Genomic DNA, 25,506 nt, shown 5'->3' on the forward strand with positions numbered 1-25,506 from the left:
ACAACCACCACGCCCACATCAGGAGGACCCTCACCATGACCGCCACCACTCCCGCAGTGCCGGACCGGCAACGTCACATCGAGGACGAGCTGGTCCGCACGGTGCTCGCCTCGTTCCACGACACGCCGGATGCCCGGCTCAAGGAACTCATGCAGGGCCTGGTGCACCACCTGCACGCCTTCATCCGCGAGGTCCGCCTCACCGAAGCCGAATGGCAGCAGGCCATCGACTTCCTCACCGCCACCGGCCACATCACCACCGACCGCCGCCAGGAGTTCGTGCTGCTGTCCGACGTCCTCGGCGCCTCCATGCAGACCATCAACGTCAACCACGAGGCCACCGCGGGCGCCACCGAGGCCACCGTGGTCGGCCCCTTCTTCGTCGAAGGCTCCCCCGAGATCGCCCTGGGCGGCGACATGGCCGCAGGCGCCCCGGGAGAACCCTGCTGGGTCGAGGGCACCGTCACCGACACCGACGGCAACCCTGTCCCGGGCGCACGCCTCGAGGTATGGGAAGCCGACGAAGACGGCCTCTACGACGTGCAGCACGACGACGGCCACCTGGCCGCCCGGGCCCACCTGTACACCGACGAGCAGGGCGCCTACGCATTCTGGGGGCTCACCCCCACGCCGTACCCCATCCCCCATGACGGTCCCGTCGGAACCCTGCTCGACAAGACCGCGCGCTCGCCCCTGCGCGCCTCCCACCTGCATTTCATGGCCACCTCGCCCGGCCTGCGCACCCTCGTCACCCACATCTTCGTCGAGGGCGACAGCCTGCTGGGCTCCGACGCCGTGTTCGGCGTCAAGGACTCCCTCGTCAAGCGCTTCGAACGGCAGCCGGCCGGCACACCGGCCCCCGACGGGCGCGACCTGTCGGGACGGAGCTGGTCCCGAGTGCGGTTCGACATCGTGCTCTCCCCTCGGCGGACATGACCTCCACGGACAGAAGGAGAAGGCTCACGTGCGGTTCGAGCATGAAACCCTGGCGCAGCGCGTGTGTTTCGCACCCGGGGACGCTTCGGCGGCGGTGCGCGCCGAGGTGGAGCGGCTGGGCGGCTCCCGGGCGATGGTGATCGCGGCGCGCTCCGAGGCGGGTCTGGCCGAGAAGGTCACCGCCCAGGTGCCGGTCGTGGTCCGCCACGACGAGGTGGTGATGCACGTACCGGTCGCCTCGGCCGAGCGGGCGCGCGCCACGGCCGCCACGCACGAGGTGGACCTCCTGGTCAGCGTCGGCGGGGGCTCGACGACCGGACTCGCGAAGGCGATCGCGCTGACCAGCGGGCTCCCCATCGTGGCCGTACCCACGACGTACGCGGGGTCGGAGGCCACCAGCGTCTGGGGGCTGACCGAGGGGGCCCGCAAGACCACCGGAGTGGACGCGCGGGTCCTGCCTCGTTCGATCGTGTACGACGCGACGCTGACGCTCTCGCTGCCGGTGGCCATGAGTGTGGCTTCCGGGCTGAACGCCCTCGCACACTGCGTGGACTCCCTGTGGGCGCCGCGCACCGATCCGGTGGACCAGGCGCTGGCGGGAGAGGGCATCCGTGCGCTGGCGTCGGGGCTCCCGGCCGTCGTGACCGACCCGACCGGGCTCGAGGGCCGCGAGCGGGTCCTGTACGGGGCCTACCTGTCGGCGGTGGCGTTCTCCTCGGCGGGCTCGGGACTGCATCACAAGATCTGCCATGTGCTGGGTGGCGCGTACGACCTGCCACACGCCCAGACGCACGCGATCGTGCTGCCGTACGTACTGGCGTTCAACGCACCCGCCGCCCCGGAGGCCGAGCACCGGATCGCGGAAGCGTTCGGTGCCGCGTCGGCCGTTGACGGCCTCCAGCGGCTGCGGCGTGCGGTGGACGCACCGAAAGCACTGCGCGACTACGGGTTCGACGAGGCGGACATCGATGATGCCGTGCGAGCGATCCTGGAGGTGGTCCCGGCGAACAACCCGCGCGCTGTGGCCCGTCATGATCTGCGGCGGCTGCTGCGCGCCGCGTGGCAGGGTGCAGACCCGTCGAGCCAGCAGTGATGAACCGACGGCTGATCAAGCAGCCGGCTGGACCCGCACGGGCAGGGATGCCCATGAGCGCAGGGTGTTGTTGGGGTGGCGGAGCGGTGCGCCGGTGAGTTCGATCCGCTGGACGCGACGAGCCAGGGCGATCAGCAACGCCTCGGCCTCCAGACGGGCGACGTGCTGGCCGACGCACTGGTGCAGGCCCATGCCGAAGCCGACGTGGCCGGAGGGGTCACGGGTGAGGTCGAAGTGGTCGGGGTCGTGCCAGCGGCCCGGGTCGCGGTTGGCCGCGCCGAGGAACATGAGGATCTTCGTGCCCTGGGGGACGACCGTCCCGGCCATGGTGACGTCGGTGGTGGCGGTGCGAAAGAAGGTCTGCACGGGTGACTGCCAGCGGACTGCTTCGTCGAAGGAGGTCCGCGCCAGCTCCGGCTGTTCCCGCAGTCGTTGCCATGCGCCGGGGTGGGTGGCGAAGGCGTACAGGCAGGCCGCCAGGCCGTGCACGGTGGTGTCGATGCCGGCGGTGAGCAGGGACCGCACCACCAACGGCGCCTGTTCGTGCGTGAGATCGCCGCGGTCGGCGGCGGCCCAGATCTGCGCGCCGAAGCCGTCCGCACCCAGCGCCTCCCGGGTGCACTGGGCGTTCACCCACGCTGAAAGCTCGGCCACCCGGTGGTCGTCCGCCGCGACGAGGTCGTTGCGCGGGCCGAACGCGTTGAAGGCCATGTTTCCGTACGGCAGGAGGTTCTCCCGGCCGTCGGGGCCGAGGCCCACGGCGTCGGGAAAGGCACGCAGCGGGAACGCCTCCGCCAGTGCCACGAAGGCGTCGAACTCCGTTGCATCACGGAGGACTTGGTCGACCAGTTCCTCGGCGACCGCGGCCCACCTCGTGCGCAGACGGCGGAGGGCGGGCGGGGCGAGGATCTCGCTCAGCACCCGACGGGGTGCGTCGTGGCGTGGCGGGTCGGCCTCCAGGAGCAGGCTCGGCGGGCGCCACGGCTTCTCATGACGGAAGTTGGCCAGGCCCACACCGGAGCCCGACTCGAAGTGCTGCCAGTCCGCCAAAGCGGCGTGCACGTGCTCGTAGCGGGCCAGGGCGTGGACGTCGTAGCGCGACAGGTACACGACCGGACCGGCCTCGCGCAGAGCCTGGTGCAGCGGTTCGGGGTCCAGCAGGACCTCGTGGGCGAACGGGTCGGCGTCACTGACGGGCAGCGCGACGGCATGCTCCAGTGCCTCGGACATCACGGCTCCTCGGGAAGGTGGGAATCTCAGAGATCGTGGAGATCTCAGAGATCGAGGACGAGACGGTCGCCGCAGGACCGGGATACGCACACGAACATGCAGTCGTTCGCCCTCCGTTGCTGGTCGGTGAGGACGGAGTCCCGGTGGTCGGGCTGCCCTTCCAGCACCGGCGTCAGGCAGGTGCCGCAGGTTCCCTGCTCGCAAGAGGACAGCACGTCCGCCCCGGCGCGACGCACCGCCCCCAGCACCGAGACCTCCGGGGTGACGGTGACGGTGCGTCCCGTACGGCGCAGCTCCACCTCGAAGGTGGTCCCCCGTACCGGCCCGGTTTGCGCGGCTGCGGTGAAGCGCTCGACGCGCAGGGCGTACGGCGGCCAGGCGGCGCAGGCCGCTTCGACGGCGGCGAGGAGCGGGGCCGGGCCGCAGCAGTACACCTTGGTGTCGGTCCGCGGCGTGCCCAGCAGGGCCGCGAGGTCCGGCAGCCCGAGTTCGTCCTGCGGGACGACGTGTACCCGCTCGCCGTGGGCATCCGTCAGCTCCTCGCGGAAGGCCATCGACGCCCGGGTCCGGCCGCCGTACAGCAACCGCCAGACGGTGCCGAGCAGTTCGGCCTGGCGCACCATGGGCAGCAGCGGGGTGATGCCGATGCCGCCCGCGATGAAGAGGTACTTCTCCGACGGCACGAGGGGGAAGTGGTTGCGCGGGCCGCCGACCCCGACGCGGTCCCCCGGACGCAGTCGGTCGTGCACATATGCGGAGCAGCCGCGCCCCGCCGGTTCCCTCAGGACGGCGATCCTGTAGGTGTGCGCGTCCCATCGGTCGCCGCACAGGGAGTACTGCCGGGTCGTCCCTTCCGGCAACACCAGGTCGATATGGGAACCCGGCGTCCAGTCCGGCAGCCGGCCGCCGTCCGGGCGCGCGAGGGTGAGTGACACGACGCCCGCGGCGACGCGTTCCTTCGCGGCGACCACCAGAGTTGCCGCGCACCCGGGCGTCGGCTGTCCCGTGCCGACTCCGGACTCGGCATCCGTAACCACGCTGATTCCGGCCACGTTGCCACCTCCCGTCGTTGGGTTGCAGGCAGGATGCGCGGTCGCCACGAACCGTCGCGACGGCATTCTCAATCAGTGAGAGACGAACTTGTGGCGCCCCTCAGATGGCCATCGCACTGCCGTCAGGTGAGGCCACCCGCATCGCGCAGCCGCCCCGCGGCGCCCGGCGCCCCCAGCGCCCGGGAGACACCACGTGCCGCGGTGCGCACCACCGGCACGACGGACGCGGCCCCGGCCTCGTTCGGGACGATCACCGCCAGCGCGGCCACCACCTCACCGCGCGCGTCACGCACCGGTGCCGCGATGCCCAGGACCTCCGGGTGCACGTACCCGGGGCAGTACGCGTACCCCTGCCTGCGGACCTCGGCCAGCACGGCCCGCAGCCGCGCGGCGGTGGCCGGAGTGTTCGGGGTGTAGCGGTGCAGCGGCTCGTCGAGCACCCGTTGGCGCAGGTCGGCGGGGCCGTGGGCGAGGAGGATCAGGCCGCTGGAGGAGGCGTGCAGCGGAAGGCGGCCCGCGATGCGGGTGTAGTTGATGACCGCACCCGGTGCCGTCAGCCGCTCCAGGAACAGCACCTCGTCGCCGTCCAGCACGCCGAGCTGTACGTGATGTCCGACGACATCGTGGACGCCCTCCATGAACGGCATGGCCGCGTTGCGCAGCGACAGAGTGGGCGAGGCCCGGGTGGCCAGCTCCCACATGCGCATGCCGACCCGGACCCGGCGGCCGGTGTCCCGGGCCAGGAACCCGTACGAGACCAGCTCGGCCACCAGCCGCGATGCGGTCGCCACGTGCAGCCCCGTACGGCGGGAGATCTCCGAGACGGTCAGGGCCGGCTCCTCCGGCGTGAACGCCTCGAAGATCCGTACGGCCCGCGCCAGAACCGACTCGCCGTTCTGTGTCCTCACCTCGTCATCATCGGATCTCTCCCGGACGCGTCAACCCCACGGCGGCTCGTTTGTGGGGACGCCCGCGGTGGCGGAGGCGGTACCGCCCCTGGCGCGGGTGGCAGGGGCGCCGATGGAGCCCCTGCCGGGCGAAGTAACCGCCCCGGCCCGTCGGCAGAGCGTCTCGGAATTCGCCGCCCACTGGCAGTTCGCGGGCGGCAGGAGCGGTCCGCGGCCAGGTGGACCTCACGGGCGGCGCCGAGTCGACGGCGGGCGCCAAGTGCTAGCGTGAGGCGGACTGGGCCGGTCCGTCCGGCGAACCTGTGTCCTGACGGGGGACCCCTTCCACCATGCACCACCTTCCACGCGCCGCCGCGCTCGCCGCCTGCGCCCTTCTCACCCTCTCGGCCTGCTCCGGCAGCGGGTCAAGCGACGCACCATCCGCCGCCGGGAAGGATGGGAAGAACAGCACCAGCAGCGGCTCGCCGAGTTCGAAAGCCACGCCGTCGCGATCCGCCGCGGCGGGCGAGGCGACTGGCGGAACCGGCCCCGCTCAGGCCGTCACGTCCAAGGCCGAAGTCAGCATCAAGTCATGCCAGCTGCGCGACGCGTCCAAACTGTTCGCGGTCATCCAGCTCAACAACACCAAGGGCGCGGCGGACTACGCCTACACCGTCAAGGTCCGCTTCCTGAACCCCGCACACCCCGGCCAGGCGGTCTACACCACCCTCGCCCACCAGCCCGTCCCAGTCGGAGTCATGCGAAGCGCACTCGCCTCCACCGCTTGGAAGGGCAACACCGCCGCGATGCCGAAAACCTGCGAGGTCGCCAAGGCCACCAAGGTCAAGACGGCCAGCTGACCCGTCTGGGGCGGAGGTGGCTGCGGTCACGCCCGGCAGGGCTCCCCCATGTGTTCGTCCGGAACGCTGTACACCGCCTTGCGCACACCGATCACCTCTCGCAGCGCCGGCACGGCTGAGTGCGGATGTGCGCCACCAACCTCCGTACCGCCTCGTCCAGCGGCACATCGCACAACCGGAGGCAGCCCGGACCCGAGTGCGGTTCGCGTGCGTCGGCGTACCCCAGTAGCCGTGGCGCTCCCGCACCGAGGATCCGCAACGCCTCGGCCAACTTCGCGGCCCGCGCAGTGAGACTCGCGTCGCCCCTCAGGATGCGCTCGCGCGGCGGCGGGCCGGGACGTGATCCCCTCGTCCGGGGTTGTCTCCGTCGACCATGACGGTCGACACGGTGCTGCCGGGGAGCAGACAACCGTGGATGTGCCCGCCGACATGACCCGGCTGACCTTCGACACGATCGGGCTGTGCGGGTTCCGCTACGACTTCGAGTCGTTCCGCCGCGACGAGCCGCACCCCTTCGTCGCGGCCATGTCGCGCGCGCTCGACTTCGTCCAGGCCAAGGGCGAGTCACTGCCGGGCATGGAGGTGTTCAGGCAGAAGCAGAGCCAGCAGTTCCGCCGGGACGGCGAGTCGATGGCGGACCTGGTCGACGAGGTGATACGGCAGCGCAGGTCCTCCGGGGACACGAGCACGGACGATCTGCTCGGGCGAATGCTGCACACCCGGGACGCGGCGACCGGCGAACCGCTGGACGACGCCAACATCCGCCACCAGGTGATCACCTTCCTCATCGCCGGGCACGAGACCACCAGCGGCGCGCTGTCGTTCGCCCTGTACTACCTCACCAAGCACCCCGAGGTGCTGGCCCGGGCCCAGGCGGAGGCGGACGCCCTGTGGGGGGACGCCGACGAGCGACGAGCCCGACCCCGAGTACGGGGACATCGGCACGTTGACCTCGCCTGGGGCGAGAACGTGGAGCTGTTCGACCCGGACCGGTTCGCGGCGCGGCAGCGCATCAGGACCGGCCTGCGGCCCGGCGCGCTTCGGGCACCACCGCGTTGGCCTTCCTGCACGGCTCCAATCTGGCGACCGGCTCGGGTATCGCCCGTGACCTGGCGGTGGAGGGTGAGGAGCGTGGTTTCGCGACGTCCGTCACTCCCCTCAACGACACCGCGGGGAAGCTCAAGGACGTTGACCACCCGGTGGTCATCGTGGCCGCCTCCTACAACGGCAAGCCCACCGACGACGCCGCGGAGTTCGTCGCCTGGCTGGAGGGGCTGGAACCGGGCTCTTACGACGGTGTCGAGTACGCCGTTCTGGGGCTCGGCGACCACAATCAGCTCCTGGAACCTTGGCATCTCCCTGTCGGACTCGCAGTTCCAGAGCGTGTCGACGTCCGGTTGGCCGCGCCGCTGCTGGACCCGGCGAGGGTCGCCGGGTCGATGCGGGGCCTTCTTCAGACGGATGGTGTCCATGCGGGCGCGCGTTCGCGGTGCAGTGCGCGGCCGACGGTCAGGGCCCGTGCCGCGCGGTCCGCCGTCGCACCGCTGAGCCCCGTGCCCAGCCGCAGCGCGCGCAGGGTGAGGACTTGCGCGGCCATCATGGCGATGACCGGGTCGCGGGAGGTGAGGTAGCGCTCGCAGCCCGGGTCGCGCAGGTCGTCCCGAACCAGTCGGCGCCCGCCGCGCACCTGCTCCATGAGCTCTTCGATGCGCGTGTTCAGCGGGGCGGCCGCGCCGTTGGCCGCCCACCGCAGGTACGGCAGCTCGCGCGGCCCCATCGCCAGGACCACGGTCTCCGCCATCCGCCGCACGGCCGGATCGGGGTGCAGCAGCCGATGCGCCTGGCAGACCGGAATGCAGGTGCAGACCTTGTTGCAGGTGCAGATCGTGCCGCCGCCACCGCCGTAGGTGGGGTCCGGTGCCTCGTAGGTGGGTGGTTCGTACGTGGGTGGTTCGTATGTCGTCGGTGGTTCGTACGTGGGGGTCGGTGGTTCGTACGTCGTCGGTGGTTCGTACGTCGGCGTCGGGGAGTCGGGGGTCGGTGTCGTCGGGCTGAGGGTCGACGGACTCGATGAGGGGTGGGAGGTGGTGGGAGACGGCGAGGAGGGAGACTCCGAGCCCCCGTCGTCGCATCCGCCGAGCAGCAGGGCCGCCGCGACGGACGACGCGATCCCGGCCCCGAGGAGACCGCGCCGCCCCGATGCCGCCGACCACGGTGGTCCGGTGATGGGCAGGATCTCGACCGGCCCCGTGGCCTCCGGGTCGTCGACCCGCTGGATCTCGTAACGCGGAGCGTCCGGTGTCTGCTCGGGTGGCTGCCCGGCCTGGTTGTCCCTGTTGTCCTTGCTATCCCTCCCTGGGCGCCTCGGTCGCGGCCAGGGCAGCATGACGTCATTCATTCGTGCCTCCGTGGACGCCGCAGGGCTCCCCGGTGTGGTCGTCGCGCCATATGAGGCCGCCCGACCCGGCGATCCGGGTGAGGAGCTGGTCCTTCACCAGTTCCCTGGTGATGTGGCAGCGCTGGGACCCGGTGAACTCGCCTCGGCCGTTCGTCGCCAGCGACTTGTGATAGCAGTCGCCCGCGCAGTTCCACTTGGCGAAGCACCCGTCGCAGAACGACCGGTGTTCGACGCCCAGATCGCGCAGCCGGTCGAGACGGTCCATGTCGAAGGTGTAGCCGTCCGGCCCCGGCGAACCGTAGAAGAACACGTCGGCGAACTCGTTGTCCTCGGAGAACGCCTCGAAGCAGGCCGATACGTTCCCCGCGGGGCTCAGGCAGAAGTTGTCCTGGGTGATCCCGCAGAAGTGGTTGGTCAGCGTTCCGACCCGGGCCGCGCTGTAGATCAGCTCATGACCGAAGCGGGCGGCCCTGCCCTGCGCTTCCCGGTAGGCGGCGATGAACTCCTCGGTCTCCGCGTCCGGCTCCCCCGCGTGCCGTCCCAGCTGGTAGGCGGGTTCCACCTGGACACGCTTCGGTGTGAAGTTCGACAGCACGAACTCGATCGAGTCGGGCAGCAGCGGTATCTGCTCCGCGGTGACGGTCAGCCGCACCGCGTAGGGGTAGTCCGCGTCGGTGAAGCGCCGCATGGTGTGCATGACGCGCGCGCTCGATCCCGTGCCCCGTACGGTCGGCCGGTGCTTGTCGTGGGCCTCGGGCAGGCCGTCGAAGGGCAGGCTCATGCCGCCGTTGAGGTTGGTGATCATCCAGTCGATCTGGCGGTCGGTGAACACGCCGTTCCCCGCGGAGGCCGCGATGACCTGGAGGTCTCCTGCCCGCTCACGGGCGTACGCCAGCGACTCGGTCATCAGGCCCCAGTGGACGCTCGGCTCGCCGCCCCCGTGGTAGTGCACCCCGGCGAACGGGGCGCCCTCGCGCCGGGCGTTGTCGATGACGAAGTCGATGCCGCGCTTGGCCACGTCCATCGTCATATACGTGGCGGGACTGTCGCCCGCGGAGGCGTAGCAGTAGGTGCAGCGCAGATTGCACGCCGTCGTCAGGAAGAGCGTGACCTCGGTGGGCGTGGGGGTGCCCCGGCGGCGAGTGACCGGCGCGGGGGGTCTGTTCAGGAGCCCGGTCTCACGGGCGAACGCCGCGACGTTCTGGTCCCCGCCCTCACCACCTGTCAGGACGGCGGAGAGGGCCGCCACCATGCCGTTCGTGGCGGCGAAGGCCACCCCATGCAGGGGGGCGTACACCAGATGGGCCCCGTCTTCCAATGGAATCGCAAAGACATCCCCGGTTCCGTTCAACGATCGCTCCCAGCAGCTCGCCTCGACCGCGCTGCGACGGCACGGGCAGCAGTGGGATGTCGTACAGCGCACCCATCGCCCCCGTGGCAGCACCGGCGACCGCCATCCTGCGCCCCATCCTCGGGACCCCTCCCGAGGGTGATGTGCAAGCTAGCTCGTTCGAGTGAATCGCTACGGGTGTTGCGCGTTATGGACCGGATGCCGATATGGGCGCCGCCGAGCGGCCCTGCCCGGCCTCCTGGAAGGACCCCGGCTCAGGCGGCAAGCCTCGGTGCCACGGCCACCGCGGGCACGGGTGCCACCGGGATGCGTACCGGTGCGACGGGGGAAGGGGCGGGCCACACGCGGTACGTGGTCTTGGCCTGGTCCACAAGGGGATCACCGAGGGTGGCTCGCCCCTCGGAGTACAGCCTGTCGCATTCGGGGGTGGGGAGGGCGACGTAGCAACCTCCCCGGTTGGTGGCGGAGTCGTACGGCTGCCAGTAGCCGTACCGGCGGCGGCCGCTCGCGTGCACGGTGAGGAACACCGGAGTGCGGGAGTCGGACACGACGCGGAGCACACCGGCGCTGGAAACGTCGAACGGGGCCTCGGAGCGGGAGCGGGACTGGTAGCGGGCGGGGGACATCACGATCGCCTTTCCGAGGGGCCGGGACTCAAGATCAATTACCCAATTAAAGCAGCGTTTTGATCTTGAGTACACAACTTTCTTGCATGCAAAGGGGATTGGATCACGCGGCCCCGCACCGACCCGGTGACAGGCACACGGGGGTGCGGGGCAGTCCGCGGGTCGTCGCCGCCTCACCGACCGGGTGGTGTCAGCTGCCCGTGGCCCGGACGGTGCTCATGACCTGCTTGATCTGGGCAGCGGTCAGCGCGTTCGGAACACCTTGGTCCGCGTAGATCACCCAGCCGTGCATGGTCCCGTCGGGGAGCTTCTGCGCGATGCTGTGCACGATCGCCTTCGGCGGGACGCATGAGCTGGGGCGGTTGGTGACGGTGACCTCGGCGGTCGCGGTGTAGCCGTCGATGCCGCCCTGCTTCAGCGGCTTGGCCGGAGTGACCTTGACCTTGGGCTTGTGGTCCTCGCCACCGTACGCGGCGAAGCCCCAGTTGCCCGCCCAGTTGCGAGCGTTCTCCTGGAGGGAGCCGTCCTTGCCGCCGCCCGTGGTGCCGACGGTGGCGAGCTGCCCCTTGCCCGCCTCGCCGATGGCCTTCGGGTTGGGACTCGACCCGCAGCCGCCCTCGCGGTAGTTGGCGGCTCCGGTCATGACGACGATCGGCTGGCCGTTCTTGTCCGTGTAGGACAGGGCCGTGCCCTCGTCGATGCGCTTCCACTTCTTGGCCTCGGCGGGCACGTCGTAACGGAAGTGGTGCTTCTGTGAGGTCTGCGTCTGCCATCCCGGGACCGACGGCTGGTCGCCCGAGGGGCTGGCCGGGCCGGAGGACTGGGACGATCCTGCCGAGGGTGCCTTCGACCCGGCCGCGTCGGTGCCCTTGTCCGTGGCCTGGCCGGTGTCTTCGTTGCACCCGCTCACAGCGAGGGTCATGCCTATGCCGACGGCTGCGATCAGAGTCTTCTTCGTTCGTCGGGACGGCATCCGGGTGGCCTGTCGGTGCTGAGCAATGCGCTTGAGGATCTTTGGCTGAGACATGATCGGCACTTTAAGCCACCTGCGCTGGCGCAATCCCACCGGTGGATGCCTCATCGCGAGACGTATACCTACTCGTGACACACAACACCGATCGGTGACGTTCCTGCACACCGTGCCGGATCGGCGGCCTTTACCGCTGATCCGGATCACCATAGGGTCCAGCCCATGGACTGGTTGGGGCCGGTGAACACGCTGATGGGTGCGGGGATCGGCGTGGGCGCGACGCTTCTCGCCGACCGGCTTCGCTGGCGCCGTGAGCGCGAAGCGCTCCGCCAGGACACGCGTCGGCAGGCGTACGCGTCGTTCATGGCTGCCCTCTCGGAGGTGTATACGCGCCTCCATGTGATCGCTCGCGAGGGAGGCTCGGCGGAGGACGCGGGAAGGGCGGCCCACGAGGCTTTCGCGTCCAGCAACCTGTATCCGTTGCGCTACGAGCTCGCGCTGATCGCTCCGTGGGAGGTCATGGAACCGACCAACCAGGTCTTCTGGAAGATTCGCGACCTCCGTGACCTGGTGGCCACCGGCGTCACCACGGAGGATCCGGCCTTCGGGAAACACCTTCGCGACTACCTCGCGGCGGCTGAGACCGCGCAGACGGCCATGCGCCGGGACCTTGGCACCTCCTGGCCGCAACACGACGAGGATCCCCCTGCGCCACGCGCCGGTTGAAGCACACGGCACCGCGCCCAGGAGGATCGTGGGGGCATCCTGGGCGGGTCCCGTCCCGCCCAGGACGCGGTGTTCTACGACGAGCCCTTCGAGGCGCCGACTTCCGCCGGCGCGGCCGGTGCCGTGGCCTCGTCGTCGACCGTGTCCTCGTTGTCGTCGGCCGTGGCGGCTTCCCGCGTGTCCTGACCGTCCTGATGGGCGTCCCGCTTCTTCTCCGAACGGTCCACGACGGCGGCGGCCAGCGCGTTGCCGACGACGTTCACCGCGGTACGCGCCATGTCGACGATGAAGTCGACGCCGACCAGGAGCGCGACCCCCTCGGCCGGGATGCCCACCGACTTGCCCGCGGCGAGGAGCACCACGATGGAGGCCGATGTGACGCCCGCCATCCCCTTGGAGAGCACCACCAGGACACCGACCATGAGCAGCAGGGACGGTATCGAGGTGTCCGCGCCGTAGGCGTGGGCGAGGTACACCAGGGCGGTGGCCTGGTAGAGCACGGAGCCGTCGGAGTTGAAGGAGTAGCCGAGGGGGACGACGAACGAGGACGTCGAGCGGCTGACGCCGAAGGCTTCGAGCTTGCCCATCAGGGGTGCCAGAACCGCTTCGGAACTGCGCGTGACGAAGGCGAGCCCGACGAGTCCGCCGATCTGCTTGAGCAGGTCCACGTACCGGATGCGGTAGATCAGCGCGATGGCCGGGAAGACCACGCCGAGGACGATGGCCAGGCCCGCGTAGACGACGGCGATGAAGCCGAGCAGGCTCTTGAGGTTGCCGAATCCGTAGTGCGCCACGTCGTAGCTGATGAAGCCGAGGACGCCCAGGGGGGCGAGGCGGATGACATAGCCGACGACCTTGAACATGGCCGACGAGACGGATTCCAGGACCGAGGAGAAGGGTGCGGACTTCTCACCGATGGCGGCCATCCCGACACCGAGGAAGAGCGCGAAGACGATCGCGGCGAGCAGGTTGCCCTCGGTGAACGCGGCGAAGACGTTCTTCGGAACCGAGTGCAGGATCAGCTCGTGGAAGTCGACGCCCTGGTCCATGGACTCCAGGCTCTTGGTGTCGCCGCCGGCGACGGGGGCGCCCCTGCCGATGCCGGTGAACTCGGCCAGCGCCACCGCGATCAGGAGGATCACCGTGGTGACGACCTCGAAGTAGAGGACCGCCTTGCCGGCGACGCGGCCCACCTTCTTCACCGACTCCATGCGGGCGATGCCCAGCACGATCAGCGGGAAGACCAGGGGCAGCACGACCATCTGCACCAGGTTGAGGAAGATGTCACCGAGGAGCTTCAACTGCTCGCCGACGGAGGGTGCGAAAGTCCCGATCAGCGCGCCGAGGCCGACGGCAAGCGCCGACTGCACTCCGAGGGGCAGCCGCCACCAGCGCTTTGCGCGCGCCGACGGGGCCGTCCCGCCGGGGTCGGACTCGGAACGGTCGGTGGGGGGCGCCGTGCTGTGTCCTTTGTGCATGTTTGGAGCTCCAATGGGTTGTGCTCTGGGGGGAGTTCAGCCGACGTCCGTCGCCCGGGCCGCGCCGCGGACGGCTCCGGCGACCGCGCCCGCGACCGTGTCGTTGAAGACACTCGGGATGACGTAGTTCGGGTTGAGCTCGTCCTCGCTGACCACGTCCGCCAGCGCGCTCGCGGCGGCGAGCATCATGTCGGTGTCGACGGTCCGGGACTGGGCGTCCAGGAGGCCACGGAAGACACCAGGGAAGACCAGGACGTTGTTGATCTGGTTCGGGAAGTCCGAGCGGCCGGTGGCGACCACCGCGGCGGTCTGACGGGCGATCGCCGGGTCCACCTCGGGGTCCGGGTTGGCCAGCGCGAACACGATCGCGTCGTCCGCCATCGCCGCCACGTCCTCGCCCGACAGCACGTTCGGGGCCGACACGCCGATGAAGACATCCGCGCCCCGCACCGCCTCCCGCAGCGTGCCCGTGACACCCTCCGGGTTGGTGTTGTCCGCGATCCACCGCAGCGGCGAGTCCGGATCGGCGGAGACCAGGTCCTCACGGCCGGAGTGCACCACACCGTGGATGTCGGCGACCACCGCGTGCCGCACACCCGCGGCGTTCAGCAGCTTCAGGATCGCCGTGCCCGCCGCACCCGCGCCGGACATCACCACCCGCACGTCCTCGATCTTCTTGTTCACCACCCGCAGCGCATTGGTCAGCGCCGCCAGCACCACGATCGCCGTGCCGTGCTGGTCGTCGTGGAAGACCGGGATGTCCACCGCCTCCCGCAGCCGCGCCTCGATCTCGAAGCACCGCGGGGCGGAGATGTCCTCCAGGTTGATGCCCGCAAACCCCGGGGCGATGGCCTTGACGATCTCCACGATCGCGTCGGTGTCCTGGGTGTCCAGACAGATCGGCCACGCGTCGATCCCGGCGAAGCGCTTGAACAGCGCCGCCTTGCCCTCCATCACCGGCAGCGCGGCCTTCGGCCCGATGTTCCCCAGCCCCAGCACCGCGGAACCGTCCGTGACGACCGCGACGCTGTTGCGCTTGATGGTCAGCCGCCGGGCATCCTCCGGATTGTCCGCGATCGCCTGGCACACCCGCGCCACACCGGGGGTGTAGACCATGGACAGATCGTCACGGTTGCGGATCGGGTGCTTCGACGACATCTCGATCTTGCCGCCGAGGTGCATCAGGAACGTACGGTCGGAGACCTTGCCCAGCGACACACCCTCGATACCGCGCAGCTTCTCCACGATCTCATCGGCGTGCGCGGTCGACGTCGCCGCGATCGTGACGTCGATACGGAGCTTTTCGTGGCCGGAAGCGGTCACATCGAGGCCGGTGACGGAGCCACCGGAGGACTCCACGGCCGTGGTCAGCTGGCTGACCGCCGTACCGCTCGCGGGGACCTCCAGCCGGACCGTCATCGAGTACGAGACGCTGGGCGCCGTTGCCATGACCGTCTTCCTCCACTGGTGCCTTGTGTGTTCGTTACGTTGATTTCGGTGCGCAGGCGGCATCAGGCCGTCGTCCCGGCGATGTGCTCCGGACGCAGCAGGGTCGCGAGCCGGTCGGCGGGCAGCAGGCCCTTCTCCAGGACGAGTTCGGCGACGCCGCGGCCGGTGGCGAGGGCCTCCTTGGCGATGCCGGTGGCGGCGGTGTAGCCGATGTGCGGGTTGAGGGCGGTGACGAGCCCGATCGAGTTCGCCACGCTCGCGCGCAGGGTCTCGGTGTTGGCGGTGATGCCGGAGACGCAGCGGGTGGCGAGGGTGAGACAGGCGGCCCGAAGGTGGGTGACGCTCTCCGAGAGGGAGTGCAGGATGATCGGCTCGAAGGCGTTCAGCTGAAGCTGCCCGGCCTCGGCGGCCATCGTGATGGCCACGTCGTTGCCGATCACCTCGAAGGCCACCTGGTTGACGACCTCGGGGATCACCGGGTTGACCTTGCCGGGCATGATGCTCGAACCCGCCTGCACCGGCGGCAAGTTGATCTCATTCAGCCCGGCACGCGGGCCCGAGGAGAGCAGCCGCAGGTCGTTGCAGCTCTTGGACAGCTTGACCGCGATGCGCTTCAGGACACCCGACAGATGGACGAACGCCCCACAGTCCTGGGTGGCCTCGACCAGATTGGCGGCGGTGATCAGCGGCAGCCCGGTGATGTCCTCCAAGTGGCCGCGGGCGGCCTCCGCGTAGCCCCTCGGGGCGTTGAGGCCGGTGCCGATCGCGGTGGCGCCAAGGTTGATCTCGTGTACGAGGCCGGAGGCCTCCAGCAGCCGGCTCTGGTCTTCCTCCAGCATCACTGCGTACGAGGAGAATTCCTGACCCAGCGTCATCGGCACCGCGTCCTGGAGCTGGGTGCGGCCCATCTTCAGGATGTCGCGGAACTCCTCGGCCTTGGCGGCGAAGGCCAGGCGCAGGACGGTCATCGCGTCGAGGAGCTCCCGTACGGCGATGATCGTGGCGACCTTGACGGCGGTCGGGTAGACGTCGTTCGTTGACTGGCTGAGGTTGACGTCCTCGTTGGGGTGCAGGCGGGAGTAGTCGCCCTTTTCATGGCCCAGGATCTCCAGCGCCCGGTTGGCGATCACCTCGTTGGCGTTCATGTTGGTCGAGGTCCCGGCACCGCCCTGGATCACGTCGACGACGAACTGATCGTGCAGTCGGCCGTCCCGGATCTCCCGGCACGCGGCGGCGATGGCGTCGGCCTTCTCCGGAGCCAGCAGTCCGAGATCCTCATTGGCCCGTGCCGCGGCCTCCTTGACCGCGGCGAGGGCGTTGGTCAGGTGCGGGTATGCGGAGATCGCCGTACCGGTGATGGGGAAGTTCTCCGAAGCGCGCAGGGTGTGGATGCCCCAGTACGCGTCGGCGGGCACCTCCCGGTCGCCGAGCAGATCGTGTTCACGGCGATGACCGGCAGTCATGGACACATCAGTTCCTTGGGAAGGGGTGGTGGGGATTCGGACGAAGGAGGGCATCACACGAGCACGGGACCCCTGCGGGCGCGGGGACGCCAGCCGGCTCGGAGCCCGGGGCCAACGGCGGTCCTTGCCGTTGCGTTCATGGAAGACCACTTTGGAGAGCCGATCCTGTGAAGTCCATCGGCAATTTCCCAGGTTGCCTGTGAAGCTCTGCTTCACAGGAGCCGTCCCGTCTGGTGAACTGCCTCATGTGATCGATCCACGGAGACTCCGGGTGCTGCGCGCCCTGGCCGAGCACGGCACCGTCACCGCCGCCGCCCAGGCCCTCTACCTGTCCCCATCAGCGGCTTCGCAGCAGCTCGCGGCGCTCGAGGCGGAGGTCGGGCACGCGCTGCTGGAGCGGCGCGGCCGCACCGTCCGGCTCACGCCCACGGGCGCCGTGCTCGCCGACCATGCGGCAAGGATCGCCGCGCAGCTGGAGCAGGCGGAGGCCGACATGGCCGCCAGCTCGGCGGGTCTGGCGGGTGAGGTGACCATCGCCGCGTTCGCGAGTGCGATCACCGAAGTGGTGGCCCCGACGGTGGCGGCGCTGCGGAAACGCGCTCCGCAGGTGCGAATCCGCGTGAAGGACGCCGAGGGGCACGCGAGCCGTCGGCTCCTCATCGACGGCGCGGTCGACATCGCCCTGGCGGTGGAGCACCGGGACACCCCCGGCCAGAACGGCGAGCAGCTGCTCCGTAAGCCGTTGTACGCCGAACCGTTCGATGTCGTCCTGCCGGCCGACCATCCGCTGGCCTCCGCCCCGGAACTGGCCCTGACCGACCTGAGCGCGGATCCGTGGGTCACGCCGTGGCCCGGCAACCCGGTGCATGACGTGGTCCTGCGCGCCTGCGAGGAGGTGGGTTTCCAGCCCCGGGCGGAGTGCCTGGCCGATGACTCCCGGGCGGTGTGCGCACTGGTCTCCGCCGGCGCCGGGGTGGCGATGGTGCCCCGTTCGGCGCTGCACGGCATCGCTTTCGGCGGCGCCGTCGTACGTCCGGTCAGCGGCTCCCGTCCGACGCGGCGGGTGTTCACGGCCGTCCGGCGCGGCAGCGAGGGCCACCCGCTGCTCCAGCTGGCGCTGCGCGGGCTGGGCGACCAGGCGGCCGGCCTCAGCTCCTGACCTGCGGGGGCGACGGCCGCCGGGTCCTGGAAGCGTGCGTGCGGTGCTGCCGGTCTGAGAGGGGGGAAGTGCTCACAGCTTTTCGAAGGGGTCGTGCTCGGCGAGGAGCTTCTCCACCCGCGCCTGGTCGACCCGGCTGACGAGCTGCCCGGCCTCCTGCCGGTCCCGGATCACCTTGGCCAGGGTGAACGCGGAGGTCACCAGGTAGAGCACGGCGATGGCCAGGAAGCCTCGTACCCAGGCGTCGGCGTTCAACCGGAAGATGCCGATGGCGGTGGCCGCCATGGCGATGGAAAAGGAGGCGACCGCCTGACCGTAGAACGCGGTCGTGCTCTGCTGCTTGACCGGTGTCTCACTCATGGGCAAAGAATCGGCGGCCGCCGTCGGCCCCACATCCGCCCGGATACTCAGGTACGTACTCAGATCGGGCGCGCGCCACGGTGCCCTCGCCGGGTCTCGCCCTCCCCCCTTCCCTCCGGTCCATTGTTTCGCGCGGCGAAATGGGCTGCGCAACAACACAGGTGGGCGCCAGCCTCGAAGAACGCGGGCCCGGATTGCGGATCGGAACGGGGGAGGGCCCGACACGCGCCCTGCGGCGGAGAACGGCAGGACGAACCCAGCAACTCGCGATCAGTGGAGGGAAGCCGTGCGATCGAGGTACTCAGTCATCGTGGCCCTGGCGGCAGGGGCCGCCGTCGCGCTCCCGGGGGCGGCTGCGGCACACACGGCAGCCGGTGGGGGCACCGGCGCGGAGCAGACGACCACGGAGGTCCGCCCCCTGGGCAACTGTTCCATCGGCGGCCATATCTGCGGAAACGTCTACAACCGCGACAACCGGTACACGCTTATGATCACCAATGACTGGGGGAAGCACAGCAACTCCTCGACGTGGCGCACCCTCAAGCCCGGTCAGAACGGGCACCACGTGGGCGTGAAGGACGTCGACGGGTACTGGGTCGGCCCCGGGTGCAAGGCCAAGCGTTCGCTGGGGATGAGGACGGTGGGGCCCGGCTGGCACAAGGTGCGGGACGGCCAGAAGATCCAGATCGTCGACATCCGCTGCTGACCGGTCCGCCCGCCCGGTCGTGCGCGACCGTGGGGCGTGGCCCCGGCGGTGTGCCCCGCGGTCAGACCGCGGGGCACGTCGTGCGGTATGCGGTGCCGGGGATCAGCTGCCGCCACTCCTGTGGCGTGAGGTTGCGGCCGGCCGTGCGGCACAGCTGCGCCGAGGTGTGCCGGGGGTCGGCGTTCCACAGCATGACGGACTGGTCGTCGCCTCCGGTGGCCAGCGTGCGGCCGTCGGGGCCGAAGGCGAGCGACCTGACCTGCTTGGTGTGCCCGGTCAGCAGGGCCAGCGGGCTGCGCCGGGCGATGTCCCACAGCATCACCGACTTGTTCGAGTTGGCTGTGGCGAGCATGCGGCCGTCCCTGCTGAACGCCAGCGCGAACGCGGGACCGGTGCTGTCGGCGAGGGTGGCCACGCGGGTGCGCTTGGCGACGTCCCACAGCATCACCTTCTGATCGATTCCGGCGGTCGCCAGCATGCGGCCGTCCGGGCTGAAGGCCACGGATCTGAGCTGTCCCGTATGCCCTGACAGGGTGGCCAGCCTGGTCCGTCTCGCCACGTCCCAGAGCGTCGCTTTGCGGTCCTGGTTGGCGGTGGCGAGGAATCGGCCGTCGGGGCTGAAGGCCACGCCGTTGACGGCGGTTTCGGCTTCTCCGGACGCCGCGGTCAGGGAGGCCAGCCGGGTGCGGCGGGCGGCGTCCCACAGGATGACCTTCTTGTCCGCGCCGCCCGTCGCGACGAGGCGCCCGTCCGGGCTGTACGCGACGTCCATGACGCGACCGGCATGCCCGGTACGCCTGACGGGCGGGCCGTGGCCCGCACCGTTCCAGAAGGTCAGGACGTGGTTGCGGGCGCTCGCGGGCCGCCCGTCGGTACCGCTCACGGTGGCGAGCGTGCGTCCGTCGGGGGCGAACGCCACGGCGTGTACGGAACCGGATCCGCTGGTGAACGTGGCGCGGCGGGTGCGGCGCCTACTGTCCCAGAGCACGACGTCGTCACCGCCGGCCGTGGCGAGCGTGCGGCCGTCCGGGCCGAAGGCGACGTCGTTGATCCGGTCGCGGTGGCCGGAGAGGGGAATCCGGGCCGTGTCCCAGAGCACGACCTTGCCGTCCTCGCCCGCGGACGCGAGGAGGGAGTCCCGTGGGCTGAAGGCGAGCGTGTAGACGTTGGTGGTCTGCCCGGTCAGCGTGGTCAGGCGGGTGGCGCTGCCGGAGTCCCACAGCATGACCGACTTGTCGTGCCCTCCGGTGGCGAGGGTGCGCCCGTCGGGGCTGAAGGCCACCGCTCTGACCTCGCCGCTGTGTCCGCGCAGGGTGGCGACGCGGGTGTGGCGCCGGACGTCCCACAGCCTCGCGGTCCAGTCGTCGCTCGCTGTGGCGAGCGTACGGCCGTCCGGGCTGAAGGCGACGGCGTCGACGGACCGGGTGTGGCCGGTGAGGGTGGCGATCCGCTTTCCCGTGGCGGTGTTCCACAGCATCACCCGGTGGTCAGCGCCCGCGGTGGCGAGCGTACGGCCGTCCGGGCTGAAGGCGACCGCCCAGACGATGCCGGTGTGGCCGGAGAGGGTGAGCCGCCGGGCGTGGCGCCCGGTGTCCCAGAGTCTGACGGAGTGATCGGCACCCGCGGTGGCCGCGGTCCGGCTGTCCGGGCTGAAGGCGATGCTCTTGATCTGCCCCTTGTGGCCGGTCAGGGCCGCCGATGGCCGCCGCGTCGCAGCGTCCCAGAGCACCAGCTTCCCGTCGTTGCCTCCCGTTGCGAGCGTGCGGCCGTCCGGGCTGTAGGCCACCGCGCGCAGCCAGGTGGAGTGTCCGGTCAGGGTGGCCAGCCGCCGTCGTGCGCCCGTGTCCCACAGCATCAGCGTGCGGTCGCGGCTGACGGTGGCGAGCGTTCCATCGGGGCCGAAGGCGGCCTCGGAGACGGCGTCGTTGTGGCCGGACAGCTCGGCCCGGTAGTACTGACGTGCCGAGATGGTCAGCATGGCGCTGCGCGCTTCGAACGTCCGCGCGGTACGGAATGCCTCCACGCTCAGCAGCATGGCCGCAGCGGGCCGGGATTCGGCGAGGCCGAGCGCCTCGGCCGCCAGTTGCCGTGATACGGCGACCCGGTGGGCCCGCAGGGCGTCCCGGCGCTGTTGCAGGGCGACCACGCTGACGCCGGTGACCACGAGCAGCAGCAGCGCGAGGCCCGCGGCGAGGAGGCGCAGATGGCGGTGTCGCCGCACGGCGGCGGCCCGCTCGCTGTCCTCCAAGTCGACGCTCGCGTCGAGGAACGCGCGCTCAGCCGCGTTCAGCTCGTCGCGGCTGCCGTCGCGGGACGCCCAGTCGCGGAGTATCGCGAGCCGCGTTCCCCGGTACAGGGCACCGGAGTCGCGGTCGAGCTGCGTCCATGCCTGTGCGGCCTCGGTCAGGTGCCGGTGGACCCGCAGCCGCTCACGGTCCTCCTCGACCCAGGCGCGCAGCCGCGGCCAGCCGCTGATCAGCGCCTCGTGTGCGAGATCGGCGGCGTCCTCGTCCAGGGTGATCAGCCGGGCGCGGGTCAGCTGCTCGAGGACGATGGAGAGGTCCTCGGGGGAGGCCGTGCTGTCCAGTTCGGACCGGTCGACAGGGCGGCGGGTGTCCTGGGCACCTTCACCTGGGGTGATGAGCCTGAGCAGGACGCGGCGGGCGATCTCGGCACGTTCGGGGGTGAGTTCGGCGTAGGCGTGCTCCGCGGTGCGGGCGATGGCACCGTGCAGGCCGCCCGCCGCCTCGTAGGCTGCCTCGGTCAGTGCGCGGCCGCGGCGGCGGCGCCATGTCTCCAGCAGTACGTGGGACAGCAGGGGCAGTCCCCCGGGCTCGTCCGTGACCTCCTCGATGAGCCGGGCGGTCAGGGCGCGTTCCACGATGAGTCCCGCGGCAGCGGCCGGTTTCACGATCGCCTCGCGCAGCTCGGCCGGGCTCATCGGGCCGACCAGCAGGGTGGCGGTCCGCAGCGCGTCGGTGAGCCCGCGGTGTTCGGCGCACCGCCCGAGGAAGTCGGCGCGCACCGCGATGATCACGCGTAATCGGCTACCGGGTTCACGCGCCGCCTTGAGCAGGTCGGTGAATGCCGTCCGCTCCGCGGTGTCGGCGCACAGCGTGAAGGTCTCCTCGAACTGGTCGACGACGACCACCGTGTCGCCGCCGGCGTCCTTCGGTGTGAGCCGTCCGGCGTGGGTGCGGGCGGGGTGCGGGCCGGGGGTGAAGATGCGGATGGCCGCGGGGCGTTCGTCCTGTGGGGCGGCGTTCTGGAGGGCGGGGATCAGCCCGGCGCGCAGCAGCGAGGACTTTCCGCTGCCGGAGGCGCCGACGAGGGCGGTCAGACGGTGCTTGCGCGTCAGTTCGAGGAGATCGGCGATCAGCTCGTCGCGGCCGAAGAACCGCTCCTGATCGCGGAGTTCGAACCGGGCCAGGCCCTGGTAGGGCGGCTCGGCGTTGTCGTGTTCGGCCGCCTCGGCGGCAGCTTCTTCGGCCGTCTGCCTCCAGCGCCGTTCCCATTCCTCCGGGTCTCCTCCGCATCCCTCGACGTAGGCCAGGGTGACCTGAAGTGAGGGCAGCTGCTCGCCGGAGGCGGCTCTGGAGAGGGTGGAGACCGTGTACGGCGTTCGCCGGGCCAGAACGCGGTAGGTGACGTCGGCTTCCTGCCGCAGCTTGCGCAGCTCCAACGCGAACCGCTGTACGGGCCCGGCGCCCGGGTCCAGCGGCGCTTCCGGTCGGCCCACTCGAAGCCCCTTTCCCCGCTCCCCCGTCGTCGCCCGTCATCGCCCGTCGTCGCTCGCCGTGAGAGCTCGTCCCCTCTCACGCTACGGAGCGGCCAAAGGGCTGGGCAAGAGGCCCTGTTGGCGGGCGCGACGGCGGGGCGCCGCCCTCGTTTGCTGCCTCACCTGCGGCGACGTGATTGTTGCGGGCCGCGGACGGGGGCTGCGCAACAAGGTTGACGCCGCGGAGAGTCGGTGACGTAAGGCGTCGCCCGGTGCACAGCCTGCCGGGCGGCACACCGGACCGAAGACCACTGCGCCCCCGCGCCGCACCGGCCCGGGGGCCGGAACCGAAGGGAAAAGATCACCATGTCGATCACGATCCGCACCGCTCTGGCAGCCGTCGCGCTCGTCGGCGGCACCGCTCTTGCCGCGGTGCCTGCGGCGTCCGCCGCCGACTCCGCGCCCGCGGCCGGCAGCTCCCAGGCCGGTGGCTTCCACATGTACCAGCACGACAACTACAAGGGCGGCTGGGCGTACGTCACGGGCACCGACAAGTACCTGCGGGACAACGACTGGGACAGGGGAGGGAGTGTCGACAACAGCACCAGCTCGGTGAAGAACCAGACGCGCAAGTACGTGGACATGTACCAGAACGGCCGCAACAGGCAGAACCGGTGCACGGGTGCGCACACGACGTCGTACCCGGGCACCAATGACCGGAACCTGAGCAACGACGCGATCAAGGACAACCGGCTGAGCTGCGTCATCTTCCGCTAGGGGGTGTCTTGTCGATCAGGCCGGATCAGCGAGCGACGTCTGGTGCGGTAGCTCGCAACCCGCGTGAGGAGAGCGCAGCGGCGCTGCGCGCGACGAGCGCGGGGCCGCGAGGTGCCGTGCCAGGCGTCGGGAGCCCGGCCTGATCGGCAAGACACCCCCTAGGTCCGCCGGGTGGGGGTGGCGCCCATGCCGACCGGCGGGCGCCACCCCCACCGCACGAGCACACCGGAAGGGAGACAGGAGGGGCCATGACCATCCGTTCCAGCGCGGCCCGCTCGGGCGCGGGCCTCCTGCTGCTGTGCACCGTCGCGACGGGATGCGCCACCACGGCACCGGCCCGGCAGCCGCCACAGGGCGAAGTGGCAGTGCCGTCCATCGGCGCCGAGGCCCGGAACTTCGTCCTACCCTTCGACGCCTACGAGTTGTCCGACCGGGACATCCACACGATCGAGTCGGCCGAAGACCTCCTCCTGCGCCGTTGCATGCGCGACCGGGGCATGGGCTGGAAGCTGCTGCCCCGCGCGGTCGGCAAGGACCTGGCCCCGCCGAACCGCTCCCGCTACGGGCTGGTCGAGGCCGAGGTCGCCCGCCGCTTCGGGTATCACGTGCCGCCCGCCCTGCCGACCGCCGCGCGGCGTGAGGCGGCGGGCACGTCACGGGATGCCGGTCTGACGTCCCGGCAGCGCCGGGCCGCGTACGGGAGGGAGGGCACGGGAGGGTGTTGGAGCGCGGCGCACGCGCAACTGCTGCGCGGCGCGCCGACGTCCGATCATTCCCTGTTCAACCGGCTGGTCACGCGCGACTTCGAGCGGTCCCGGCGCGATGCGGCCGTCCGCCGGGGCGTGCGCGCGTGGAGCGCCTGCCTGCGCGCGGAGGGCTTCCGTCACACCGATCCTCTGAGCGTCGCCGACAAGCCGGCCTGGGCGAGGTCGTCCCGCCCGTCGCCCGAGGAGATCCGTACCGCGGTCGCCGACGTACGGTGCAAGGACAGGACCCGGCTCGTCGAGATCTGGCGCACCGCCGAGGCACGTCTCCAGACGGAGACCATCCGCGCTCACGCCCGGAGTTTCCGCGCGCTGAAGGCGGCCAAACAGCACTGGCTTCGCGCGGCCGAACGGGTTCTCGCCCGCCGGGGCGCGTACGGCCGTGGAAGTGGCCGGTGAGGGTGGTCAGGGACGGGCCGGGGCGCCGGGCAGGCCCGCGCTGCCGGGCAGGGGTGTGGTGGCCGGGCGGCCCGCGAGCACCTCGAGGATGTTGTCGACGGCGAGGTCGACCATGGCGGCCCGGGTGGCTTCGGTGGCGGAGCCGATGTGCGGGAGCGTCGCCACGCGCGGCTCGCCGACCAGGGGGGACAGGTCGGTGCCCATGGGTTCGCGTTCGTAGACGTCCAGGCCGACCGAGTGGATGCCTCCCTCGCGTACGGCGTGGAGCAGGGCGTTCTCGTCGATGACGCCGCCGCGGGAGGTGCTGACCAGGGTGGCGGTGTGCTTCATGGCGGCCAGTTCGGCGGCGCCGATGAGGTGGCGGGTCTGCGGGGTCAGGGGGACGTGCAGCGAGACCACGTCGGCCTCGGCGAGGAGGGTGGGCAGGTCCACGGCCTTGGAGGGCGGGTCCTGGGTGTCGTCGGGCGCGAAGGGGTCGTGGTGCAGTACGCGCATGCCGAAGCCCTGGGCGCGGCGTGCGACCGCGCGCCCGATCTGGCCGAAGCCGACCAGGCCGAGGGTCGCGCCGTGGATGTCCAGGCCGAGGTAGTCGTCCATCCGGAACAGGTCCCACCGCCCGGCGGCGAGGGAGTCACGGGCGGCGCCGAGCCGGCGGCGGGCCATGAGGATGAGCCCGAAGGTGAGGTCGGCGGTGGTCTCGGCGAGGACGCCGGGGGTGTGGGTCACCACGACTCCGCGCTCGGCCGCCGCCTCCCGGTCCACGCCGTCGAATCCCATGCTGGCCAGTCCGACGACCTTCAGCGAGGGTCCGGCGGCGTCGAGGAGGGCGGCGTCCACCCGGTCGTTGCCCAGGCAGAGGATGCCGCTCGCCCCGGCGGAGAGGGCGTGCAGTTCGGCCGGTTCGGGCTTGCCGTGGCCGTCCCAGCGCACCAGGTCCGACTGGGCCGCCAGCCGGTCCAGGCCCTGGCCGGGCAGGGCGGGCCGGGTGGTGAGCACTCGCTGGGTCATACGCCGCTCCTCGGTTTTTTCCATTGAATGGAAAAGGTATCTGCTCAACGGAAAGCATCGTCAGGACCGTGGCCGGTGGATGTCAACCACTGGATGA

The 25,506-nt window shown here is 70.7% G+C and carries 20 protein-coding genes and 2 pseudogenes; 10 read left to right on the forward strand and 12 right to left on the reverse strand.

From position 1 onward, the window contains the following. Positions 1-35 precede the first annotated feature (35 nt). Both HYQ63_RS01845 and HYQ63_RS01850 read left to right on the forward strand, forming a co-directional pair. A complete protein-coding gene (locus HYQ63_RS01845) occupies positions 36-935 on the forward strand; it encodes a dioxygenase (RefSeq protein ID WP_179932181.1) in 900 nt (299 codons plus the stop codon). A gap of 28 nt (positions 936-963) precedes the next feature. After that, a complete protein-coding gene (locus HYQ63_RS01850; RefSeq protein ID WP_179932182.1) occupies positions 964-2,028 on the forward strand; it encodes a maleylacetate reductase in 1,065 nt (354 codons plus the stop codon). 15 nt (positions 2,029-2,043) lie between these two features. Here HYQ63_RS01850 and HYQ63_RS01855 read toward each other — a convergent pair whose 3' ends face one another. From HYQ63_RS01855 to HYQ63_RS01865, 3 genes are all read right to left on the reverse strand, one after another. Further along, positions 2,044-3,258 (reverse strand): cytochrome P450, encoded by a 1,215-nt coding sequence (locus HYQ63_RS01855; protein ID WP_179932183.1) that lies wholly within the window; start codon positions 3,256-3,258, stop codon positions 2,044-2,046. Between the two features lie 44 nt (positions 3,259-3,302). Then, complete coding sequence (locus tag HYQ63_RS01860) at positions 3,303-4,310, reverse strand: PDR/VanB family oxidoreductase (RefSeq protein WP_257231533.1); 1,008 nt, start codon at positions 4,308-4,310, stop codon at positions 3,303-3,305. A gap of 122 nt (positions 4,311-4,432) precedes the next feature. Then, positions 4,433-5,218 carry an IclR family transcriptional regulator gene (locus tag HYQ63_RS01865; protein WP_179932184.1) on the reverse strand — a complete coding sequence of 262 codons (786 nt, stop codon included), beginning with the start codon at positions 5,216-5,218 and terminating at the stop codon, positions 4,433-4,435. Positions 5,219-5,547: 329 nt separating this feature from the next. Here HYQ63_RS01865 and HYQ63_RS01870 point away from each other — a divergent pair, with 329 nt between their 5' ends. The 3 genes and pseudogenes from HYQ63_RS01870 to HYQ63_RS44255 form a co-directional block, all read left to right on the forward strand. Next, complete coding sequence (locus HYQ63_RS01870) at positions 5,548-6,057, forward strand: hypothetical protein (protein ID WP_179932185.1); 510 nt, start codon at positions 5,548-5,550, stop codon at positions 6,055-6,057. 429 nt (positions 6,058-6,486) lie between these two features. Next, a pseudogene (locus HYQ63_RS44250) lies at positions 6,487-6,903 on the forward strand (cytochrome P450); the annotation flags it as partial. 269 nt (positions 6,904-7,172) lie between these two features. Then, a pseudogene (locus HYQ63_RS44255) lies at positions 7,173-7,331 on the forward strand (hypothetical protein); the annotation flags it as partial. Between the two features lie 179 nt (positions 7,332-7,510). Here HYQ63_RS44255 and HYQ63_RS44260 read toward each other — a convergent pair. The 3 genes from HYQ63_RS44260 to HYQ63_RS01885 all read right to left on the reverse strand — a co-directional run bounded on the left by HYQ63_RS44260 (position 7,511) and on the right by HYQ63_RS01885 (position 11,459). Further along, positions 7,511-8,455 carry a hypothetical protein gene (locus HYQ63_RS44260; RefSeq protein ID WP_257231534.1) on the reverse strand — a complete coding sequence of 315 codons (945 nt, stop codon included), beginning with the start codon at positions 8,453-8,455 and terminating at the stop codon, positions 7,511-7,513. After that, positions 8,448-9,752, reverse strand: coding sequence for a radical SAM protein (locus HYQ63_RS01880; RefSeq protein WP_179932186.1), 1,305 nt, complete (start codon positions 9,750-9,752; stop codon positions 8,448-8,450). Before HYQ63_RS01880 ends, HYQ63_RS44260 begins: the two co-directional genes overlap by 8 nt. A gap of 870 nt (positions 9,753-10,622) precedes the next feature. Continuing rightward, the gene (locus HYQ63_RS01885) at positions 10,623-11,459 is read right to left on the reverse strand and encodes a hypothetical protein (protein ID WP_257231535.1); all 837 of its coding nucleotides are present in this window, start codon (positions 11,457-11,459) and stop codon (positions 10,623-10,625) included. A 165-nt stretch (positions 11,460-11,624) separates the two neighbouring features. Here HYQ63_RS01885 and HYQ63_RS01890 point away from each other — a divergent pair, with 165 nt between their 5' ends. After that, positions 11,625-12,128, forward strand: coding sequence for a hypothetical protein (locus HYQ63_RS01890; RefSeq protein WP_179932187.1), 504 nt, complete (start codon positions 11,625-11,627; stop codon positions 12,126-12,128). A gap of 74 nt (positions 12,129-12,202) precedes the next feature. Here HYQ63_RS01890 and HYQ63_RS01895 read toward each other — a convergent pair whose 3' ends face one another. From HYQ63_RS01895 to aspA, 3 genes are all read right to left on the reverse strand, one after another. Next, positions 12,203-13,606, reverse strand: a complete 1,404-nt coding sequence (locus HYQ63_RS01895; RefSeq protein ID WP_257231536.1) for a dicarboxylate/amino acid:cation symporter — start codon at positions 13,604-13,606, stop codon at positions 12,203-12,205. A 36-nt stretch (positions 13,607-13,642) separates the two neighbouring features. Next, positions 13,643-15,055: an NAD-dependent malic enzyme gene (locus tag HYQ63_RS01900; RefSeq protein ID WP_179932188.1), complete on the reverse strand. Its 1,413-nt coding sequence runs from the start codon at positions 15,053-15,055 to the stop codon at positions 13,643-13,645. Between the two features lie 62 nt (positions 15,056-15,117). Next, positions 15,118-16,518: an aspartate ammonia-lyase gene (gene aspA, locus HYQ63_RS01905; protein WP_179932189.1), complete on the reverse strand. Its 1,401-nt coding sequence runs from the start codon at positions 16,516-16,518 to the stop codon at positions 15,118-15,120. A gap of 247 nt (positions 16,519-16,765) precedes the next feature. Between aspA and HYQ63_RS01910 the strand changes: the two genes are divergently transcribed. Beyond that, positions 16,766-17,677 (forward strand): LysR family transcriptional regulator, encoded by a 912-nt coding sequence (locus tag HYQ63_RS01910; protein WP_179932190.1) that lies wholly within the window; start codon positions 16,766-16,768, stop codon positions 17,675-17,677. A 72-nt stretch (positions 17,678-17,749) separates the two neighbouring features. On the opposite strand, the gene HYQ63_RS01915 is transcribed toward HYQ63_RS01910, so the two are convergent. Further along, entirely contained in the window at positions 17,750-18,037 is a 288-nt protein-coding gene (locus HYQ63_RS01915) for a YiaA/YiaB family inner membrane protein (protein ID WP_123098588.1), read from the reverse strand. Positions 18,038-18,347: 310 nt separating this feature from the next. On the opposite strand from HYQ63_RS01915, the gene HYQ63_RS01920 reads away from it, so the two are divergent. Continuing rightward, positions 18,348-18,743 carry a hypothetical protein gene (locus HYQ63_RS01920; RefSeq protein WP_179932191.1) on the forward strand — a complete coding sequence of 132 codons (396 nt, stop codon included), beginning with the start codon at positions 18,348-18,350 and terminating at the stop codon, positions 18,741-18,743. A 61-nt stretch (positions 18,744-18,804) separates the two neighbouring features. Here HYQ63_RS01920 and HYQ63_RS01925 read toward each other — a convergent pair whose 3' ends face one another. Continuing rightward, the gene (locus HYQ63_RS01925; RefSeq protein ID WP_179932192.1) at positions 18,805-22,482 is read right to left on the reverse strand and encodes a helix-turn-helix domain-containing protein; all 3,678 of its coding nucleotides are present in this window, start codon (positions 22,480-22,482) and stop codon (positions 18,805-18,807) included. A gap of 345 nt (positions 22,483-22,827) precedes the next feature. Here HYQ63_RS01925 and HYQ63_RS01930 point away from each other — a divergent pair, with 345 nt between their 5' ends. Both HYQ63_RS01930 and HYQ63_RS01935 read left to right on the forward strand, forming a co-directional pair. After that, complete coding sequence (locus tag HYQ63_RS01930; RefSeq protein ID WP_179932193.1) at positions 22,828-23,238, forward strand: peptidase inhibitor family I36 protein; 411 nt, start codon at positions 22,828-22,830, stop codon at positions 23,236-23,238. 248 nt (positions 23,239-23,486) lie between these two features. Next, the gene (locus HYQ63_RS01935) at positions 23,487-24,401 is read left to right on the forward strand and encodes a hypothetical protein (protein WP_179932194.1); all 915 of its coding nucleotides are present in this window, start codon (positions 23,487-23,489) and stop codon (positions 24,399-24,401) included. Between the two features lie 6 nt (positions 24,402-24,407). Here HYQ63_RS01935 and HYQ63_RS01940 read toward each other — a convergent pair whose 3' ends face one another. After that, complete coding sequence (locus HYQ63_RS01940) at positions 24,408-25,409, reverse strand: D-glycerate dehydrogenase (protein WP_179932195.1); 1,002 nt, start codon at positions 25,407-25,409, stop codon at positions 24,408-24,410. Between the last annotated feature and the right edge of the window lie 97 nt (positions 25,410-25,506).

Source organism: Streptomyces sp. Rer75 (genome assembly GCF_013414305.1).
Lineage (GTDB): Bacteria > Actinomycetota > Actinomycetes > Streptomycetales > Streptomycetaceae > Streptomyces > Streptomyces himastatinicus.

Excerpts from the sequence above, each read along its gene's own strand:
- HYQ63_RS01895 (WP_257231536.1), bottom strand. The coding sequence starts at position 13,606 with ATGCACAAAGGACACAGCACGGCGCCCCCCACCGACCGTTCCGAGTCC.
- HYQ63_RS01900 (WP_179932188.1), bottom strand. The coding sequence starts at position 15,055 with ATGGCAACGGCGCCCAGCGTCTCGTACTCGATGACGGTCCGGCTGGAG.
- HYQ63_RS01935 (WP_179932194.1), top strand. The coding sequence starts at position 23,487 with ATGACCATCCGTTCCAGCGCGGCCCGCTCGGGCGCGGGCCTCCTGCTG.
- HYQ63_RS01845 (WP_179932181.1), top strand. The coding sequence starts at position 36 with ATGACCGCCACCACTCCCGCAGTGCCGGACCGGCAACGTCACATCGAG.
- HYQ63_RS01890 (WP_179932187.1), top strand. The coding sequence starts at position 11,625 with ATGGACTGGTTGGGGCCGGTGAACACGCTGATGGGTGCGGGGATCGGC.
- HYQ63_RS01915 (WP_123098588.1), bottom strand. The coding sequence starts at position 18,037 with ATGAGTGAGACACCGGTCAAGCAGCAGAGCACGACCGCGTTCTACGGT.
- HYQ63_RS01885 (WP_257231535.1), bottom strand. The coding sequence starts at position 11,459 with ATGTCTCAGCCAAAGATCCTCAAGCGCATTGCTCAGCACCGACAGGCC.
- aspA (WP_179932189.1), bottom strand. The coding sequence starts at position 16,518 with ATGACTGCCGGTCATCGCCGTGAACACGATCTGCTCGGCGACCGGGAG.
- HYQ63_RS44260 (WP_257231534.1), bottom strand. The coding sequence starts at position 8,455 with ATGAATGACGTCATGCTGCCCTGGCCGCGACCGAGGCGCCCAGGGAGG.
- HYQ63_RS01855 (WP_179932183.1), bottom strand. The coding sequence starts at position 3,258 with ATGTCCGAGGCACTGGAGCATGCCGTCGCGCTGCCCGTCAGTGACGCC.
- HYQ63_RS01870 (WP_179932185.1), top strand. The coding sequence starts at position 5,548 with ATGCACCACCTTCCACGCGCCGCCGCGCTCGCCGCCTGCGCCCTTCTC.
- HYQ63_RS01940 (WP_179932195.1), bottom strand. The coding sequence starts at position 25,409 with ATGACCCAGCGAGTGCTCACCACCCGGCCCGCCCTGCCCGGCCAGGGC.
- HYQ63_RS01930 (WP_179932193.1), top strand. The coding sequence starts at position 22,828 with ATGTCGATCACGATCCGCACCGCTCTGGCAGCCGTCGCGCTCGTCGGC.